Origin of the sequence: Enterobacter sp. ENT02 (assembly GCF_019219165.1) — a bacterium.
Taxonomy (GTDB): Bacteria; Pseudomonadota; Gammaproteobacteria; order Enterobacterales; family Enterobacteriaceae; genus Enterobacter; species Enterobacter mori.
On sequence record NZ_JAHUWD010000002.1, the window covers coordinates 289191 to 306506 of the forward strand.

At 58.7% G+C, this 17316-nt stretch carries 13 protein-coding genes; 4 read left to right on the forward strand and 9 right to left on the reverse strand.

From position 1 onward, the window contains the following. The first annotated feature begins 5 nt into the window (after positions 1 to 5). Positions 6 to 722: a GntR family transcriptional regulator gene (locus KW829_RS07335; RefSeq protein ID WP_010428962.1), complete on the forward strand. Its 717-nt coding sequence runs from the start codon at positions 6 to 8 to the stop codon at positions 720 to 722. Between the two features lie 43 nt (positions 723 to 765). Here KW829_RS07335 and ldtB read toward each other — a convergent pair whose 3' ends face one another. Next, a complete protein-coding gene (ldtB, locus tag KW829_RS07340; protein WP_010428965.1) occupies positions 766 to 1686 on the reverse strand; it encodes a L,D-transpeptidase in 921 nt (306 codons plus the stop codon). A 222-nt stretch (positions 1687 to 1908) separates the two neighbouring features. Between ldtB and KW829_RS07345 the strand changes: the two genes are divergently transcribed. After that, positions 1909 to 3504, forward strand: coding sequence for an ABC-F family ATPase (locus KW829_RS07345; RefSeq protein WP_059310710.1), 1596 nt, complete (start codon positions 1909 to 1911; stop codon positions 3502 to 3504). Positions 3505 to 3595: 91 nt separating this feature from the next. On the opposite strand, the gene KW829_RS07350 is transcribed toward KW829_RS07345, so the two are convergent. Both KW829_RS07350 and KW829_RS07355 read right to left on the reverse strand, forming a co-directional pair. Then, a complete protein-coding gene (locus KW829_RS07350) occupies positions 3596 to 5959 on the reverse strand; it encodes a glycoside hydrolase family 31 protein (RefSeq protein WP_218307925.1) in 2364 nt (787 codons plus the stop codon). Positions 5960 to 5976: 17 nt separating this feature from the next. Further along, positions 5977 to 7278 carry an MFS transporter gene (locus KW829_RS07355; RefSeq protein ID WP_023335029.1) on the reverse strand — a complete coding sequence of 434 codons (1302 nt, stop codon included), beginning with the start codon at positions 7276 to 7278 and terminating at the stop codon, positions 5977 to 5979. Between the two features lie 288 nt (positions 7279 to 7566). Between KW829_RS07355 and KW829_RS07360 the strand changes: the two genes are divergently transcribed. Continuing rightward, a complete protein-coding gene (locus KW829_RS07360; protein WP_089598974.1) occupies positions 7567 to 8640 on the forward strand; it encodes a LacI family DNA-binding transcriptional regulator in 1074 nt (357 codons plus the stop codon). On the opposite strand, the gene KW829_RS07365 is transcribed toward KW829_RS07360, so the two are convergent. From KW829_RS07365 to KW829_RS07380, 4 genes are all read right to left on the reverse strand, one after another. Further along, the gene (locus KW829_RS07365) at positions 8637 to 9893 is read right to left on the reverse strand and encodes a DUF1479 domain-containing protein (protein WP_214605468.1); all 1257 of its coding nucleotides are present in this window, start codon (positions 9891 to 9893) and stop codon (positions 8637 to 8639) included. The genes KW829_RS07360 and KW829_RS07365 overlap by 4 nt on opposite strands. A 149-nt stretch (positions 9894 to 10042) precedes the next feature. Then, positions 10043 to 10858, reverse strand: coding sequence for a Cof-type HAD-IIB family hydrolase (locus tag KW829_RS07370; protein ID WP_218307926.1), 816 nt, complete (start codon positions 10856 to 10858; stop codon positions 10043 to 10045). 195 nt (positions 10859 to 11053) lie between these two features. Next, positions 11054 to 13486 (reverse strand): formate C-acetyltransferase/glycerol dehydratase family glycyl radical enzyme, encoded by a 2433-nt coding sequence (locus tag KW829_RS07375; protein WP_218307927.1) that lies wholly within the window; start codon positions 13484 to 13486, stop codon positions 11054 to 11056. A gap of 4 nt (positions 13487 to 13490) precedes the next feature. Next, positions 13491 to 14390, reverse strand: a complete 900-nt coding sequence (locus KW829_RS07380; RefSeq protein WP_218307928.1) for a glycyl-radical enzyme activating protein — start codon at positions 14388 to 14390, stop codon at positions 13491 to 13493. Between the two features lie 128 nt (positions 14391 to 14518). Here KW829_RS07380 and fsa point away from each other — a divergent pair, with 128 nt between their 5' ends. Beyond that, entirely contained in the window at positions 14519 to 15181 is a 663-nt protein-coding gene (gene fsa, locus KW829_RS07385; RefSeq protein WP_218307929.1) for a fructose-6-phosphate aldolase, read from the forward strand. Positions 15182 to 15267: 86 nt separating this feature from the next. Here fsa and moeB read toward each other — a convergent pair whose 3' ends face one another. Both moeB and moeA read right to left on the reverse strand, forming a co-directional pair. Continuing rightward, entirely contained in the window at positions 15268 to 16020 is a 753-nt protein-coding gene (gene moeB, locus KW829_RS07390) for a molybdopterin-synthase adenylyltransferase MoeB (RefSeq protein ID WP_126815610.1), read from the reverse strand. A 1-nt stretch (position 16021) separates the two neighbouring features. After that, entirely contained in the window at positions 16022 to 17254 is a 1233-nt protein-coding gene (gene moeA, locus KW829_RS07395) for a molybdopterin molybdotransferase MoeA (protein WP_218307930.1), read from the reverse strand. Positions 17255 to 17316: the final 62 nt, after the last annotated feature.

Consider the following 17316-nt stretch of genomic DNA (forward strand, 5'->3'; position numbering starts at 1 on the left):
GGACGATGGCGGCGAAGTACATCACCATAGCGCGGGAAATTAAGAAACGCATTATCAGCCAGCAGTACGCCGCCAATGAACCGCTGCCGGACCAGTTTGCGCTGGCGGCGGAGTTCAGCACCAGCCGGATGACCATTCAGCAGGCCATGCGCCAGCTGATTGTCGAAGGGCTGGTCTACACCCGTCAGGGGCAGGGAACGTTCATCCGTAAAAATTTCCTCCAACTCTCGCAGTGGGATCTCTCCGGCAGCGACTACTTTGGCGCCACCAAAACCTGGGAGCATCTTGGAACGGTGACCAGCCAGGTGGTGCATTTCGAACTGCGCTTCCCGAACGAGAAAGAGCAGGCGTCGCTGATGATTAACGCCGATGCGCCGATCTATGACTTTATTCGTCTGCGTTTGCTGAACGGTGAGCCGATGTCGCTGGATTCCACGGTGATGCCGCTGAATCTGGTGCCCGGCCTGAACAAAAGCCATCTTGAAAGCTCGGTGTTCCGTTACGTGCAGGAGACGCTGGGGCTGAAAATAATGGGCTCGTATCGCGTCGTGCGCGCGTTAAAACCAAATGCGCTGGATATGCAGCACTTAATTTGTGAACAGACGGACCCGGTGCTGGAGGTGGAGCAAGTGATCTATCTTGAAGATGGCACGCCGCTGGAGTATGCCCACTGTCACTATCGCTACGACCACGGCGGGATTGTGATCGTGAACAACGGATAAAAAAAAGCGGGCAACGAGGCCCGCTTTTTTATTCGCTTTGCTATCAGTTCAGACGTACTGGCATACCAGAACGGTTCTGGATCGCCTGGTCAACCACGGTCGTTTCCACGTCAGCCTGAGAGGTCACGGACTGCACCGCGCTGGTCAGGTTGATTGGCACGATTTCGTTGTTGTTGATCTGATCTTCGCTGGTGGACAGCGGGTTGTGCACTTCGATGTAACGGCTGCCGTCTGGCTCAGAGGTCGCTTTCACCGGTTCATTGATGAACTGCACGCGGGTACCGACCGGCACGTTTTCGAACAGGAACTTGATGTCGTCGTTACGCAGACGCACGCAGCCGTGGCTGACGCGCAGGCCGATACCGAAGTTGGCGTTAGTGCCGTGGATAGCGTACAGGCGGCCAATGTACAGCGCGTACAGACCCATTGGGTTATCCGGGCCTGCTGGCACAACGGCTGGCAGCGGTTCGCCCGCAGCAATGTATTCCGCGTGCATTTTCGCGGTTGGGGTCCAGGTTGGGCCCGCTTTCTTACGCTCAACTTTGGTGGTCCAGTTCAGCGGGGTATCTTTACCCAGCTGGCCGATACCGATTGGCAGCACGATAACGGTGTTGGTGCCTTTCGGGTAGTAATACAGACGCATTTCGGCGCTGTTGATTACGATACCTTCATGAACGGTATCCGGCAGGATCAGCTGCTGAGGGATGTTCAGCACGGTACCTGCTTTTGGCAGATACGGGTCAACGCCCGGGTTTGCTTCGAGCATGTTAGACAGACCGAGCTGGTATTCAGCGGCAAAATATTCCAGCGGCTGAGCGTTGCCTTCCGGCACAATCACCACCTGGTTTTGCCCAACCAGACGGCTACCGTCTGTCGGCAGTGGATACGTCACCGCAGAAGCGGTCTTGCAAAAACCTACTACGGCTAACGCTGCCGCAAAAAGCGTTGTCAATTTCATGTTCATGTTGTGCGAGGTATCTAAGCCATTCAGGCGATGAGTTGATAAGTCTGAATCTGTGATGGGAGCGCATTATATGTGCATTCCCGCTAACAGGGAATTCAGATGTGTACGAAATCACATTTTTTTCGATTTTGTTAAAGTTTAGTGGATTGCCGCAACACGGGATCTCAATTCGGAATTGTGGCATAATGCCGTGTTTATCACACTTTTCGCAGGAATCTCCCCGTGTTAGTTACCAGCAACGTCACTATGCAGTTTGGCAGTAAGCCGCTGTTCGAAAACATTTCCGTCAAATTTGGCGGCGGCAACCGTTACGGCCTGATTGGTGCCAACGGTAGCGGAAAATCCACCTTTATGAAAATCCTCGGCGGTGACTTAGAACCGACGCTCGGCAACGTGTCGCTTGACCCTAACGAGCGTATCGGTAAGCTGCGTCAGGATCAGTTCGCCTTCGAAGAGTTCACCGTGCTCGACACCGTGATCATGGGGCACGCGGAGCTGTGGGAAGTGAAGCAGGAGCGCGATCGCATTTACGCGCTGGCCGAAATGAGCGAAGAAGACGGCTATAAAGTGGCCGATCTGGAAACGCAGTACGGCGAGATGGACGGTTACTCTGCGGAAGCGCGCGCGGGCGAGCTGCTGCTGGGCGTAGGCATTCCCGTTGAACAGCATTACGGCCCGATGAGCGAAGTTGCGCCAGGCTGGAAGCTGCGTGTGCTGCTGGCACAGGCGCTGTTCTCTAACCCGGATATCCTGCTGCTCGACGAACCGACGAACAACCTGGACATCGATACCATCCGCTGGCTGGAGCAGACGCTGAACGACCGCGACAGCACCATGATCATCATCTCGCACGACCGTCACTTCCTGAACATGGTCTGTACGCACATGGCGGATCTGGACTATGGCGAGCTGCGCGTGTACCCGGGCAACTACGACGAATACATGACGGCGGCCACCCAGGCGCGTGAACGTCTGCTGGCGGATAACGCCAAGAAGAAAGCGCAGATTGCTGACCTGCAGTCCTTCGTCAGCCGCTTTAGCGCCAACGCCTCTAAGTCGCGTCAGGCGACCTCGCGTGCGCGTCAGATCGACAAAATCAAGCTGGACGAAGTCAAAGCCTCCAGCCGTCAGAACCCGTTCATCCGCTTCGAGCAGGACAAGAAGCTGTTCCGTAACGCGCTGGAAGTGGAAGCCCTGGCAAAAGGCTTTGAGAACGGCCCGCTGTTTAAAAAATTCAACCTGCTGCTGGAAGTGGGCGAAAAGATTGCCATTCTGGGCGCCAACGGCGTGGGTAAATCCACCATGCTGAAAACCCTGGTGGGTGAACTGCAGCCGGACAACGGCACCGTGAAGTGGTCTGAAAATGCGCAGATTGGCTACTACGCGCAGGACCATGAATACGAGTTCGAAAACGACCTCACCGTCTTTGACTGGATGAGCCAGTGGAAGCAGGAAGGCGACGACGAGCAGGCGGTGCGCAGCATCCTGGGCCGTCTGCTGTTCAGCCAGGACGACATCAAAAAGCCGGCTAAAGTACTTTCCGGTGGTGAAAAAGGCCGCATGCTGTTCGGCAAGTTGATGATGGAAAAACCAAACATCCTGGTGATGGACGAACCGACTAACCACCTGGATATGGAATCTATCGAATCGCTGAACATGGCGCTGGAGATGTATCAGGGTACCCTGATCTTCGTCTCTCACGACCGTGAGTTCGTCAGCTCGCTGGCGACCCGCGTGATTGAAATTACGCCAGAGCGCGTGGTGGACTTCACCGGAAACTACGAAGATTACCTGCGCAGTAAAGGTATCGAGAACTAAAAAAAAGCCGGGTGGCGGCTTCGCCTTACCCGGCCTACGTTCTATTCCCTCTCCCAGTGGGAGAGGGTTAGGGTGAGGGCATCAGGCCGCACTACATCACCCACTCACTCCCTTCAATCCCGTTCACCAGCAGCCTGCGTTTTTCCCCCGCCGGTAACGACACCTTCAGCGCTTTCCACGCCGGACGATAATCCCCGCGCGCGTTCACCTTCAGGTTAATGGTTGCGCCGTCGCACACCATTTCCCATTCAACCCACAGCGCATTGCCGTTCTGATATCCCCAGCTTTCGCCGTCGTCTTCAAATAGCATCCCGGTGGTTGTCCCGACGCCCTTCAGTGGGAACAGCTTCAGCTCGCGGGTGTCGTCTTTTTCTGCGGATACGTGGGTGATACGCTCGCTGAGCGGCAGGCCGGCACCGGCGCGCACCAGCAGCGGCAGTTTTTCCAGCGGCGCGTCAAGAACAATCGACTGGCCGCCCGCATACCACGCGTGGGTGTAAAAATCGTACCAGCCGGAGGCGTTATCCGGCAGCCAGACGCGGCGCTCGCGCTGCCCGGCTTCGACGACGCTGGCCACCAGCAGGTCGCGGCCCAGCAGGAAGTCATCGCACTCCTCAAACGTCTGCGCATCGTGCTCATGATCGAGGAAGGTCGGGCGCAGCATCGGTTCATCGTCGGCGTGCGCCTGCCAGAGCAGGGTGTAGAGGTACGGCAACAGGCGGTAGCGCAGCTCCACCGCGCCACGAATGGCTGGCGTGACGCCCGGGTACATCCACGGTTCGTTCACGGTGTGGTCATCGTTCCACGAGTGAATGGTAAAGCGCGGATGCATCACGCCGTTCTGCACCCAGCGAACGAACAGCTCGGCATCCGGTTTGTCGCCGGAGAAACCGCCGACGTCGTGACCGACGTTGAACAGCCCGGACAGGCTCATGCCCAGCCCCATGCGGATGTTATAGCGCAGGGTGTCCCAGCTGGTGCGGTTGTCGCCGCTCCAGGTCTGGACGTAGCGCTGCATCCCGGCGCAGCCGGAGCGGGAAATCAGGTACGGACGCTTTTCCGGCGCGAAACGCTGCTGCGCTTCCAGCGAGGCGCGCATCATCAGCAGCGGCATCACCGGGCGAATATGCTTGATGGCGATCTCCTTGCCAAAGCCGTAACAGCGGGCTTCCCCGTCCCACACTTCATATTCGTTGTTGTCGTTCCAGGTGGAGTCGATGCCCATCTCCAGCAGCTGCGTGGTGACGCCGTTCTGCCACCACTGCACCGTCTGAGGATTGGTAAAATCGAGGTGCGAGCCTTCGTCATCCCAGAAGCTGGAACGTTCCGGCGCATCGGTTTCTGAATCGCGAATGAACAGGCCGCTTTCCGCCACTTCGTTATAGCGCGGATGATCCTGCAGCAGGCACGGCTTGATGTTGGCCGCAAGCTTCAGCCCCGCGTCGTGGAATGCCTGGCTCATCACCTTCGGCTGCGGCACCTTGTCATGGTTCCAGTTGAAGACGTAGCGCTTGCCGTTGATGGAGGTATAACCGGAGGAGAGCTGGAACGAGTCGCACGGAATGGCGTGCTCTTCGCACAGGCGGATGAAGTTCATCAGCTGGTTTTGCGCGTCCGGCGCGTCGGTGTAGTGCATGGTCGAGCCGCTGTAGCCCAGGCTCCATTTTGGCCCGAACAGCGTTTTTCCGGTCAGGCGCACGAAGGCCTTGGTGACGTCCAGCACGCGCTTGCCGGTAAAGATGTAGTAATCGATATCGCCCGCTTCCGCCTGCCAGCGGCGGTAGGCGGTGTGGTAGTTGTCTATCTCGTTGCCCAGATCCAGCCAGCAGCTGCTCAGGTTGTCGTAGAACAGGCCGTAGCTGACGTCATCGCGACGGGTGAGGGTGAACGGAATGTGCTTGTAGAGTGGGTCGGTGCTGGCCGCGTTGTACCCCATCGCGTCGAGGTTGCGCATCTCATAGCGTTTGCCGTTGCGCTGCAGATCGCCTGCTTTCTCGCCCAGACCATAAAAGCGCTCGTCCTTACGACGGCTCAGGTAATGCGCAACGCCGTCGCCGTGGGCGTTCAGGAGGTAGGCGCTGGTTGGACGGTCGTTGACCAGCGGCAGCCACTCGCCCGCCTCATTGCGGTAGTGCCACTCCAGCCACAGCGGCTGGTGGACGGTCACGCGCAGCCGTTCGGTTGCCACGGTTAGCGTCTCACCCTGCTGCGTGAGCGTCCAGGCCGGGCAGGTGAAACCGCTTAAATCGTCACGGCGGCGACCTTCCCACGGCACGTCTTTTTCCGGCGCGATGCTCCAGGTGCGGTCCAGCGCCAGCTCGCCTTTGCGTTTGATCAGCACGCGGAACAGGTTCTCTTCCAGCACGTACAGACACAGGCGGTGCTGATTATCGACCAGCAGTTCCAGATGGTTTGCTGACTGCTTATCTACGGTCCAGTTTTTCAGGGTTTTCATATGCAATACATCCACTATCAGGCGCGCTTGGCGCGACGTTCAGCAATAAATGCTACCAGGAAGACAGCGCCAATCAGGTCAAAGAAGCCCATGGCAATAAAGAGCGGGTTAAAGCCGATTTTGTCGGCGGTCACACCGATTAACAGCGAGAACAGGAAGCTGGCGATCCACGCCGCCGAGCCGCGCATGCCGTTGACGGTCGCCATCTGGCCTTTGTCGAACGACTCCACGACCAGGGCGCTCAGCATGCAGGAGATGATCTGGTGCCCGAAGCCGCCGATGGAGATCAGCACGATGGTGATATACGGGTCTCGGGTGATGGCCACGATGCCCAGAGAGATCATCAGGAACGCGCCCGTCACGGAGCTGGCAACGACCGAGTTAACGCGGGAGCAGCCGAACAGACGGGTGTACAGACGCGTCAGGTAGCCACTCGCCACGCTGCCCAGATCGGCGGCGAGGAACGGCAGCCAGGCAAACATCGCAATCTGCTTCAGATCCATGCCGTGCTCTTTGGCGAGGTACAGCGGCACCCAGAAGCTCAGCACCGCCCAGGCCGGTTCCGCCATAAAGGCCGGGATGGCGATACCGTAGAAACGTTTGTTTTTCGAAACGGTTTTCAGCGCGGTCAGGAAGGGCAGTCTCACCGCAGGCGGTTCGTTATCCTGCTTGATAAACGCCAGCTCGTCCTTGCTCAGGTTCGGGTGCTGCTCCGGGTTGTGGTAGAACGCCCACCAGAGGATCACCCACAGCAGCGCCAGCACGCCGGTAAACATAAACGCGCCCTGCCAACCGAACGAGGCGTGAGCAAAGTAGATGATAGGCGGGGCCAGCATCGCGCCGATGGAGAAGCCCACGCCCGCCCAGCCGGCGGCAACGGGACGTTCTGATTTCGGGAACCATTCGCCGATGGTTTTGGCATTCGCTGGGGTAGCGGCGGCCTCAGAGGCACCCATAAAGAAGCGCAGAATCGCCAGGTGCAGCCAGCTTCCGGCGCCCGCATGGAAAATACACATCAACGCCCAGATCCCGGCGCAGACCATAAAGCCAATCTTCAGGCCGATAACGTCAATCAGCCAGCCGCACAGGGGCTGGAAAATGGTGTAGGCGATCTGGAACGCGCCGACGATCCAGGAGTATTGCTCGGTGGTGATGCCGAGGCTCTCTTTCAGTTCCGGGGCGAGGATCCCGAGCGAGTTTCGGGTGATGTAGTTAACGGTGACGCCAAGTAAGAACAGCACCAGCACGTACCAGCGCAGGTTCTTGATGACGCGACGGGTTTTGCTTGTCGCAACGGTGTTATTGATGTCCTGACTCATTTTACTCTCCACAAGACGGACGGTAAGGGGACGGAGGTTCAGGTGTCACACGGATTGTTATGGCTTTGATTTCTATCCGTTTAAAATGCTTAAGTTGGTATACAACTAGTATGGAAGTTGTGTGACAAGTTCACCTTAAGGGAGAAAATGAGCAGGCAATAGTGGATTTTGTGCAAAATTTCTCATAACTGACGAAATGCCTCTGGCATGATGGTGTTTATGTCAGTTATTGCCTGACCAATACGCTATGAAAAATTTTTCATTTCGCAAATGGAGCCAGATCACAAAATGGACAAAAGGCTAAAAATCACCGAAATCGCCGCCCGTACACAGCTCTCCATCAGCACCGTGTCGCGGGTGCTGGCGGGGAAAGCGAATACCAGTGAAAAGGCGCGCGCAAAGGTGCTGGCATGCGCCCGAGAGCTGGGCGTGATGGAAGGTATGGCGGCGGGGCGGTTGCTGCTCAATAGCCTGGTGGTTTTTGCCCCCCAACGCGCCTTCGACGAGCGGTCCGACATCTTTTACTACCGTGTGATCCAGAGCGTGAGTAAAGGCCTGGCGTCCCACGATGTGCGACTTCGCTACTGCGCGCTGGAAGAGAATGATAGCGACGCGCAGCTGTTTCTGGCGCGCATGAATGAAGCGGACACCCAGGCGGCGATTCTGCTCGGTATCGACGATCCGCACATTCACGATCTGGCGGTGGACGTGGGGAAACCCTGCATGCTGATTAACTGCCGCGACCGGCACATGCGTTTGCCTGCCGTTGCGCCGGATCATCGCGCCATTGGCGAGCGGGCGGCGGAGTACCTGTTCGAGATGGGGCACCGTGAGGTGATGAACGTGCTGTGCCTGCGTCGCTACACCATGGAGCTGCGCCTGTCGGGGATCCGCGATGCGTGGCAGAGCCATAACCTCAAGTTCAACGATAAACGCGATCTGCTGGTGGTGCCCAGCTTCAGCGCGCGTGAAACGGAACAGATGGTCAGCGAGTGGCTTAACCAGCAGAAGGGAAAAGACCTGCCGACGGCGTTTCTGGTCGGCGGCGACTTTATGGCGGCGGGCACCATTAGCGCATTACAAAACCACGGCCTGCGCGTGCCGCAGGACGTCTCGGTGATGAGTATTGACGGGTTTAACCTGGCGGCGATTCAGGATGTGCCATTAACGGCGGTGCACGTTCCCCGCGATGAGCTGGGAACCGAAGCGGTGCATATGCTCCAGCAGCGGCTGATGCGCCCGGACGCGCCGGTGGGGACGTTACTGCTTAACGGTACGATGACCGTTCGGGATTCGGTACGGCGGATACGTCAGGGGAAACGACGCACCGCCGTGGAGCGGGAAGGGCTGTACGACAGTTAGACCATGCCCAGCGCGCGCTTGCCGTGGATATTGAGATCGTTCACGGTAAAGCGGTCCTGCCAGCTCTTTTCATAATCCTCGCGCGGGAAATCTCCCGGCGACGCGCCGGTTTCCAGCGCTTCCTTGACCTTTTTCGCGTAGGCGAGATTTTTCTCGCACATCGGCGCGGCAGGGATGTACATCACGTTGCCCCAGCCCTGCTGATTTTCCACCGGCGCGACGGAGTGGATCACATCGCAGTGCCACCACACGGAATCGCCCGCTTCGAGTGCCGGAATGCTGGTCAGCGCCTCGATGAGCAGCGGGTGCCACTTCTCGGAAATCGGCAGCACGCGCCCCGGCGCCACGCCGCACAGCTCGTCTTCCGGCACGTCGTCCAGCAGCGGACGCAGCAGAATATAGGCCATCGCTTCCGGGATCGGCACCACATGCAGCAGCCCCTGTCCGGGGATCATGTCCGACAGCGCCGTCCAGCCCTGGAAGGTGCGGAACACCGAGCATTTGGTGGTGTTATCGACGGTGTACTCTTCCACTTCAGTACGGTGCGCGGCGTTCCACGGATCGTACTTATCGACGTTGCCGTCAAACACGCGGGCGAACACCTGTTGATAAGCCGGAAGCAGCCAGCGCTCCAGCGCGCCGGAATCGGTATGCGCGCCCAGTCCTTTCGAGGTGGTTCCCGGCGGACGGCGGCGGATACGGTCCGGGTAAATCACGCTCACGTCCGGGTCGAACCACTGCTTGCCGTTGCTCTCGAATGTCCATAAACGGTTCAGGAACGACTGCACCTGCGCCATCTCTTCGCTCTGGCGCGCCTGCATTTGCGCCTGAGACCAGTAAATCGGGTAAATCTCCGGACGAGAGGCCGTTAAGGTTCCGAAGAAGTTATCGCCTGGGCCTTTGTACACGTCGTCAAACGTGTTGAGATCGAGGTAGTCGAGCATCGACTGATCCCATGCCAGCGCCTGCTCGCGTGGGAAATGACCTTTAATCACCGCGCAGCCGCGGCGTTTAACGGCCTCGCGCTGAGCGTCGGTGAGGGTGCCGTTTTTCACATCCGCGAACGGGATCACCGGCCAGACGGTTTCGCCTTTGTTCTTAAGGGCGTTGATTTCCGCCACGCGGGTGGCAATTTTATCGCTGAGCTTATTAAACACCGCCTGCACGTCGCCGATCTGCGCGCGTAACTCACGTTTTAACTGACGGATTGCCGCTTTGTGATCCGCTGGCAAAGTTTCACTGGTAAAGGTCATAACTGCCTCGCATCTTTCATTCGAAAGTAAAAATATCTACAAGTGATACTTTAAGTTAAAATTAAGTTAATGCAAGTTTAAAAACTTGACGCAAGCCACAGGACGGAAAAAGAGTGAGAGGCCGGAGCAAGGCTCCGGCGAGGAGAGGATCAGACGTCGAACGGGGAATGGTTGTCGAGCACGGCCTGAATGACGTTCAGCGCGCCCTGGTGGTTGTTGTCGTTGGTGCTGTAGCGGCTGATTTCTTTGATGCTTTCTGCCGCGTTGCCCATCGCAAAGGAATATTTCACCAGCTTTAGCATCTCGGCATCGTTGCCGCTGTCGCCAATGCCCACGCACTCCTGCGGGGAAATTTTCCAGCGTTTCAGCAGGCGGCTGATGCCGTTGGCTTTGTGCAGGCCGGGGATAATTAAATCCACAAAGCCAAAGCCGCTGGTGACCGGCTTCATGATGCCGTCCAGGGAGACGTGGAGTTTATCCACCAGATTAGGAATATCGCTGTCCGGCAGGTTCAGGGAGAATTTAAACAGCACGTCGTCAATCTCGCGGTAATCGCTGATGCGCTTTAAGCGGTGATAGTGCTTTGACATCAGCGCCACGAACGCTTCAGGAGCCTGGTCGCTGACGTAGGCACTCTCCAGCCCGCAGGCCACGAAGTTCAACCCTTTGTCTTTCAACAGTTCGCCAATGACGATTTGTGATTCATGACGCGTCAGTTCGCCGTGGAAAATCTGTTCCCCGTGATCGAACACCAGCGCGCCGTTTTCCGCCACGAAGGAGATCTGCTCTTTCAGTTCCGGAAAGAAGGAGATGAGCTGGTAATACTGGTTGCCGCTGGCAACAACGAATTCAATGCCGCGGGCGTTAAGCTGTTCAAACTGTGCCTGAAAGCGGTCTCGATCGTACTGCTTGGCATCATCAAGGAAAGTTCCGTCCATATCGGTGACGATAACTTTTACGGTCATACATTGCGCTCCTGGGTCACTGCGTTTTGAAACATTCTAATAACAAGGTGACGGGGAGCACAAATTTAATTTCATTCGAAAGTAAAAGCAAAACGGCAACCGAAGTTGCCGCTTTAAGTCTTTTCTCCCTCTCCCGGTGGGAGAGGGCCGGGGTGAGGGCATCAGCGTGCGCATTTCCCCTTAGGGGATACACCGTTACAGCGTATGCTCAGTACGCGCAATAATATCGTCCTGCGCATCCGGCGACAGGGCGGTGAAGAACGCCGAGTAGCCCGCCACGCGCACCACCAGATCACGATACTGGTCAGGATGTTTCTTCGCTTCCAGCAGCGTATCGCGCGAGACGATGTTGTACTGAATATGCCAGCCTTTGTGCACCTCGAAGAAGGTGCGCAGCAGCACCATCAGCTTCTGGCGATCGCTGTCGTTTTCCAGCGTCGACGGGTTCAGCTTCTGGTTAAGCAGCACGCCGCCGAGAATCGCCTCGGTAGGCAGTTTACCGACTGAGCCAATCACCGCCGTCGGGCCGAGGTGGTCCGTACCGGAGGCCGGGCTTGCCCCTTCCGCCAGCGGGGTGTGCGCTTTGCGTCCGTCCGGCGTCGCCATCGTCGCTGCACCAAACGGCACGTTTGCGGAAATTGAGGAGGTGCCCGCGTAGTAGTTACCGCCAATCGGGCCACGACCGTAGCGCGGGTTGTGGTACTGCTTCAACTCTTCAATGTAGGTCTGATAGGCACGCGTCAGCAGCATATCCACGCTGTCGTCGTCGTTGCCGTACTTCGGCGCGCCGTTGATCAGACGCTGGCGCAGCTGCTCGTGAGTCAGCCCCTCGAAGTCATCCGCCAGCGCGGCCGCCAGCTGCTGTTGACCGATAGTGCCCTGCTCGAACACCAGCTTTTTCACCGCCGCCAGGCTATTGCCGAGGTTGGCGATGCCCACCTGCAGGCCGGAAACCCAGTCATACTTCGCGCCTCCCTGCTTGATGCTTTTCGCGCGCTCGATGCAGTCGTCCACCAGCGCCGAGCAGAGAATATCGTGGACGTTCTCCTCCAGCATGGTGTCCACCACGTACTCAATCTCGATGGATTTACGGGTGTAGTAGCGGATCTGGCTGTCCCACGCCGCCATCACCTCCTCGAAGTTGTCGAAGTTACCGGCAGAGAGGGCTTTCTCCTGCGGCAGGAACACCTTGCCGCTGGTGGCATCGCGCCCGCCTTCCATCGCCGCCAGCATCACGCGGGCGAAGTTGATAAAGCTCATGCCGGTGCAGCGGTAGCCCCATTTGCCGCCCACCGCGGTTTCGATGCAGCCGATGGCCGCGTAGTCGTAGGCGTCGTCTCGTTCAACGCCGAGCTTGATGAATTCCGGAATGACGATTTCATCGTTGTTAAAGGCCGGCATGCCGAAGCCGCAGCGGATCACCTGCACGCAGGCGTCGAGGAAGTCGTTGCTCATGCCCGCGTGATAACGCACGCTCAGGTTTGGCTGGGTGGAGCGCAGGCGACCGCAGGATTCCAGAATCGCGTAGGAGAGCGGGTTGACCGCGTCCATCGGCTCGCCGTTGACCAGCTTCTGGCCACCGATGGTGACGTTCTGGTACAGCGGGCTGCCGGCGGAGGCTTTAGAGTGCGAGCCGGAGCGGATCTTGTTCACTTCCAGCAGCTTCAGCCAGCAGCTGTGCAGCAGCTCAATGGCGTGCTCGCGGTCGAGGCTCTGGTCAAGCTCCACGTCGCGACGGTAGTACGGATAAAGATACTGGTCCATACGCGCGAAGGAGACCGAGTGGCCGTTGGACTCAATCTGCAGGATCAGCTGAATGAAGTAGCACAGCTGCAGCGCCTGCCAGAAGGTTTTTGGCGGCTCGTGGGCGATTACGTCACAGTTTTCCGCCATTGCCAGCAGCTCGTCGCGGCGGCTTGCGCGGGTTTCGGTCGCGGCCATTTCTCGCGCCAGGTCGGCAAAGCGTTTGATGTGCAGGCTCACCGCCTCCAGCACGATATCGATCGCCTTCAGGAACTGGTCGCCGTGCAGGTCTTCCAGCACTGTCAGGTTGATGCGCGAGCGGCGCTCGGCCACTTTGGCGCGCAGGCCGTCGAGACCTTTCTCCAGCACCAGTGGGAAGTTCACCGCCAGGTGCGCGTCGCCGGAGGTCATGTTGCCTTCGGCTTTGATAATGCCGGTTTCCAGCAGGCCTTTCTGCTCGTCGGTGAACATGCCGTAGCAGCGATCCTGCACCGTCTGGCCGCGCCACCACGGGCAGATGTCATGCAGGACGCGCTTGTTCTCTTCGCTCACCGCAAAGCCCGCGCCCGGGCGATCCGCCAGATCGTCGATTTCTTTCTCAATCCAGGAGACGGTGTATTCCGGGAAGATCGGCGCGGCGCGCACTTCGCTTGCCTGGTTACCGATGATCAGCTCGTCGTGTTTGATCCAGATGGTGCGTTCAGCCAGGTGATGCGCCAGCGCCAGGGCGCGACGCACCGGGATCGGCTTGTCCATGTGCTGCTGATACATTTCGGTGTAATGCTGCGCGCGCTCGGTACAGACCGGCGGCTTGACGATATGTACGAGGGCCGTTTTGTGCGCTTTAATGCGCTCGCTGAGGGTGTTGAGATTCAGGGTCGTCATAAGTTTATCCTCGTAAGGTCGCGGTTAACCCTTTCTGGCAGGCGTACTGCTGCGCGAAGTCCAGCAGGGCAGGGTTATCCAGCGGTTTGTCAGGGGCAGAGTAGGGTTGGCCGAGCAGGGTGTATTTGTTCATGCCCAGCGTGTGGTACGGCAGAAAATGAATATCCTCGACGCCGAGCTCGTCGGCAGCGAAATTGGTAATGGCGGTAACAGAGGTTTCATCGGCGTTAAAGCCCTGGATCAGCGGCACGCGGATGGTGATTTTTTTCCCGGCCGCGGCAAGGCGTTTCAGGTTGTCCAGGATCCGCTTAGCCGAACCGTCCGTCCACTGCTTGAACACCTCACCGTCGACGTGCTTCAGGTCGGCGAGGAACAGATCGACGTAGGGTAAAGAGGGCTCGATATAGTGCCACGGTACGTGAAGACAGGTTTCGACGGCGGTGTGGATACCCTGTTCGTGGCTGGCTTTAAACAGCGCGTACGCCAGCTCCGGGTTCATAAACGGCTCGCCGCCGGAGAGGGTAATTCCGCCGCCGCTGCGGTCGTAAAAAGGCTTATCGCGCAGTACGGTCGCCATGATCTCCTCGACCTGCTGTTCTTCACCACAGACGGTCAGCGCCTGCGTCGGGCAGCAGTCGGTGAGGGTGTTGAGCGTGGCGTCATCAAGCTTCTCACGGTGAATGACCATCCCGTTCAGCGCGCGTTCGATGCAGCCCGGAGCCGCTTGCTGGCACAGGTCGCAGCCGTCCAGGCACAGGCGCGCATCAAACAGCACGTCCCGGCTGCGGGATCGGCTTTCCGGGTTCTGGCACCAGCGACAGCCCAGCGAGCAGCCTTTCAGGAACACCACGGTTCGAATGCCGGGGCCATCGTGGGTAGAGTAACGCTGAATATTGAAGATCATGATTTCGCCTCTCATCTTGCATATGAAGATTAAATTACTTTCGAATGAAAGTTATCTTGATGCGGGTCAACTCTTGAGCAGGTTTTGTCGTGATAGGGTAAGTGCAGGCTAATTTTGAGGGTGACATCATGGAACTTTACCTCGACACATCTGACGTTGCGGCAGTCAAAAAGCTGGCGCGTATCTTCCCGCTGGCGGGCGTGACCACCAACCCAAGCATTGTGGCAACCGGTAAAACGCCGCTCGATGTGCTGCTGCCTGAACTGCACGACGCGCTAGGGGGTAAAGGCCGACTGTTCGCGCAGGTGATGGCGACTACCGCTGAAGGGATGGTGGAGGACGCGCGCAAGCTCCGCGCCATCATTAATGACCTGGTGGTGAAAGTGCCGGTGACCGCAGAAGGGCTGGCGGCTATCAAGATGCTGAAAGCCGAAGGGATCCCGACGCTGGGTACGGCGGTTTACGGCGCCGCGCAGGGAATGCTCTCCGCGCTGGCGGGAGCAGACTATGTCGCACCTTACGTTAACCGCGTGGACGCGCAGGGCGGGGACGGGATCCAGACCGTGGTTGAACTGCAACAGCTGCTGACGCTGCACGCACCGCAGTCAAAAGTGCTTGCCGCGAGCTTCAAAACGCCGCGTCAGGCGCTGGACTGCCTGCTGGCAGGCTGCGAGTCCATCACGCTGCCGCTGGACGTGGCGCAGCAGTTTATTACTTCTCCGGCCGTGGATGCGGCGATTGTGAAGTTTGAGCAGGACTGGCAGGGGGCGTTTGGAAGGACGTCTATCTGATACTGTTGCCGGGTGGCGCTCACGCTTACCCGGCCTACGTTCGAGCCGTTGTAGGTCGGGTAAGGCGAAGCCGCCACCCGACTTTTTTACTGGCTACAAACCTCACACCCCGGGTTACGCATCAGCTTCATCTCACGGAACTGGCAGGTCATCGCGTCATACATGACGATTTTCCCCGCGGCAGGCGTGCCGTAGTGCGCCAGCACTTTGATCGCTTCCATCGCCTGCAGTGAACCAATCACGCCGACGAGCGGCGCCATCACGCCCGCCTCAACGCAGGTCAGCGCGTTCTCGCCGAACAGGCGGCTCAGGCAGCGGTAGCAGGGATCACCTTCCGCGTACGTGAAGACGCTGATTTGCCCCTCCATGCGGATCGCCGCACCGGAGACCAGCGGAGTTTTGTGGGCAAAACAGCCTGCGTTTAACTGGTTACGGACGGCGACGTTGTCGGTGCAGTCCAGCACCAGGTCATGCTGTGCAATCTGCGCGGACAGCGCCTCGTCATCCAGCATCGCGTCAATGAGGGTGAACTGAACGTTGGGGTTGATACGGGCCAGCGCAGCCCCGGCGGATCCCACCTTCGGCTGGCCAATGGTCGCGTCGCTGTGCAGCGTCTGGCGCTGCAGGTTGGACACCGATACGGTATCGAAATCCAGCAGCGTCATTCTGCCCACGCCTGCCGCCGCGAGGTACTGCGCGGCCGCGCAGCCCAGACCGCCCAGGCCAACCACCAGCACATTGGCCGCCTTGAGCGCTTCCTGGCCCTCGAAATCAAACCCGCGCAGGATAATCTGGCGGTTATAGCGCAGCATCTCCGGGTCGCTCAGCTCCACCGTCATGTCAGCCTCCGAACAGGTGGTTAAAGCGCTCGATCTCAACCCATTCGCCTGCTTCCACATTGCCGCGCTCGCGCTCCAGCACGATAAAGCAGTTGCCCTGGCTGAAGGAGCTGAAAATGTGCGAGCCCTGGTGCCCGGTGGTGCTCACTTCGAGCTCACCGTCCGCGTTGCGCGCCAGAATGCCACGCTGGAAATCGAGACGGCCCGGTGATTTTTTCAGGCGCGTGGCGGCACGCACGCGCAGGCGTTCCGGTAGCGGGTTAGCCTTGTTGCCGGAAAGCTTCGCCAGCAGCGGGATCACCAGCTGGTAGAAGGTGAGTGCCGCAGAGACCGGGTTACCCGGCAGGCCGCAGAACCAGCTATGCGTGAGCTTGCCAAAGGCGAACGGTTTGCCCGGCTTGATAGCCAGCTTCCAGAAGGCGATTTCGCCCAGCTCTTCAAGGATGGTTTTGGTGTAATCCGCTTCACCCACAGAGACGCCGCCAGAGCTGATGACCACGTCGGCTGCGTTATCCGCCTCGATAAACGCGGCGCGCAGTTTTTCCGGATCGTCAGGAATGATGCCGAGGTTAATCACGTCGCAGCCCAGCTGCTCCAGCATCAGGTGTACCGCCAGGCGGTTGGTGTCGTAAATCTGGCCGTCCTGCAGCGGCTGGCCCGGAAGCTGCAGCTCGTCGCCGGTGGAGAAAACGGCAACGCGCACGTTACGGATAACGTCGATTTCAGCAACGCCGAGCGACGCCAGCACCGGCAGTTCACCTACCGTCAGCTTCTGCCCGGCAGAAAAGACCGTTGCGCCAAGGGGGATATCTTCGCCCGTGCGGCGAATGTTCTGGCCCGCTTTAACGTTCGCGGTAAAACGCACGCCGTCGTCGGTCTGTTCGGTCTCTTCCTGCATCACCACGGCGTCGCAGCCAGCCGGAATCGGCGCGCCGGTCATGATGCGCACGCAGGTACCCGCAGGCCATTCACCGCTAAACGGCTGACCCGCAAAGGCTTTACCCGCCACCGGCAGGGCGTTACCCGTCTGGAGATCCGCCAGGCGCACCGCGTAACCGTCCATCGCGGAGTTATCAAACCCCGGCACGTTAAGCGGAGAGACAATATCGCGCGCGGCAATACGGCCAAAACAGCGCACAAGCGGCAGCGTTTCAACCTCATGCAGTGGGGTAATGCGGCCAAGCATCTGCGTGAGTGCCGTCTCAAGCGGCATCAGTCCGGCGGTAAAATCCATGGTGGGCTCCTGCGGAGTAACAACGAAAACGCCCATTATGGCAGAAAAGTGCGGCTAACTGT

Excerpts from the sequence above, each read along its gene's own strand:
- KW829_RS07355 (WP_023335029.1), bottom strand. The coding sequence starts at position 7,278 with ATGAGTCAGGACATCAATAACACCGTTGCGACAAGCAAAACCCGTCGC.
- KW829_RS07380 (WP_218307928.1), bottom strand. The coding sequence starts at position 14,390 with ATGATCTTCAATATTCAGCGTTACTCTACCCACGATGGCCCCGGCATT.
- ldtB (WP_010428965.1), bottom strand. The coding sequence starts at position 1,686 with ATGAACATGAAATTGACAACGCTTTTTGCGGCAGCGTTAGCCGTAGTA.
- KW829_RS07360 (WP_089598974.1), top strand. The coding sequence starts at position 7,567 with ATGGACAAAAGGCTAAAAATCACCGAAATCGCCGCCCGTACACAGCTC.
- KW829_RS07375 (WP_218307927.1), bottom strand. The coding sequence starts at position 13,486 with ATGACGACCCTGAATCTCAACACCCTCAGCGAGCGCATTAAAGCGCAC.
- KW829_RS07365 (WP_214605468.1), bottom strand. The coding sequence starts at position 9,893 with ATGACCTTTACCAGTGAAACTTTGCCAGCGGATCACAAAGCGGCAATC.
- moeA (WP_218307930.1), bottom strand. The coding sequence starts at position 17,254 with ATGGATTTTACCGCCGGACTGATGCCGCTTGAGACGGCACTCACGCAG.
- moeB (WP_126815610.1), bottom strand. The coding sequence starts at position 16,020 with ATGACGGTGGAGCTGAGCGACCCGGAGATGCTGCGCTATAACCGCCAG.
- KW829_RS07335 (WP_010428962.1), top strand. The coding sequence starts at position 6 with ATGGCGGCGAAGTACATCACCATAGCGCGGGAAATTAAGAAACGCATT.
- KW829_RS07370 (WP_218307926.1), bottom strand. The coding sequence starts at position 10,858 with ATGACCGTAAAAGTTATCGTCACCGATATGGACGGAACTTTCCTTGAT.
- fsa (WP_218307929.1), top strand. The coding sequence starts at position 14,519 with ATGGAACTTTACCTCGACACATCTGACGTTGCGGCAGTCAAAAAGCTG.
- KW829_RS07350 (WP_218307925.1), bottom strand. The coding sequence starts at position 5,959 with ATGAAAACCCTGAAAAACTGGACCGTAGATAAGCAGTCAGCAAACCAT.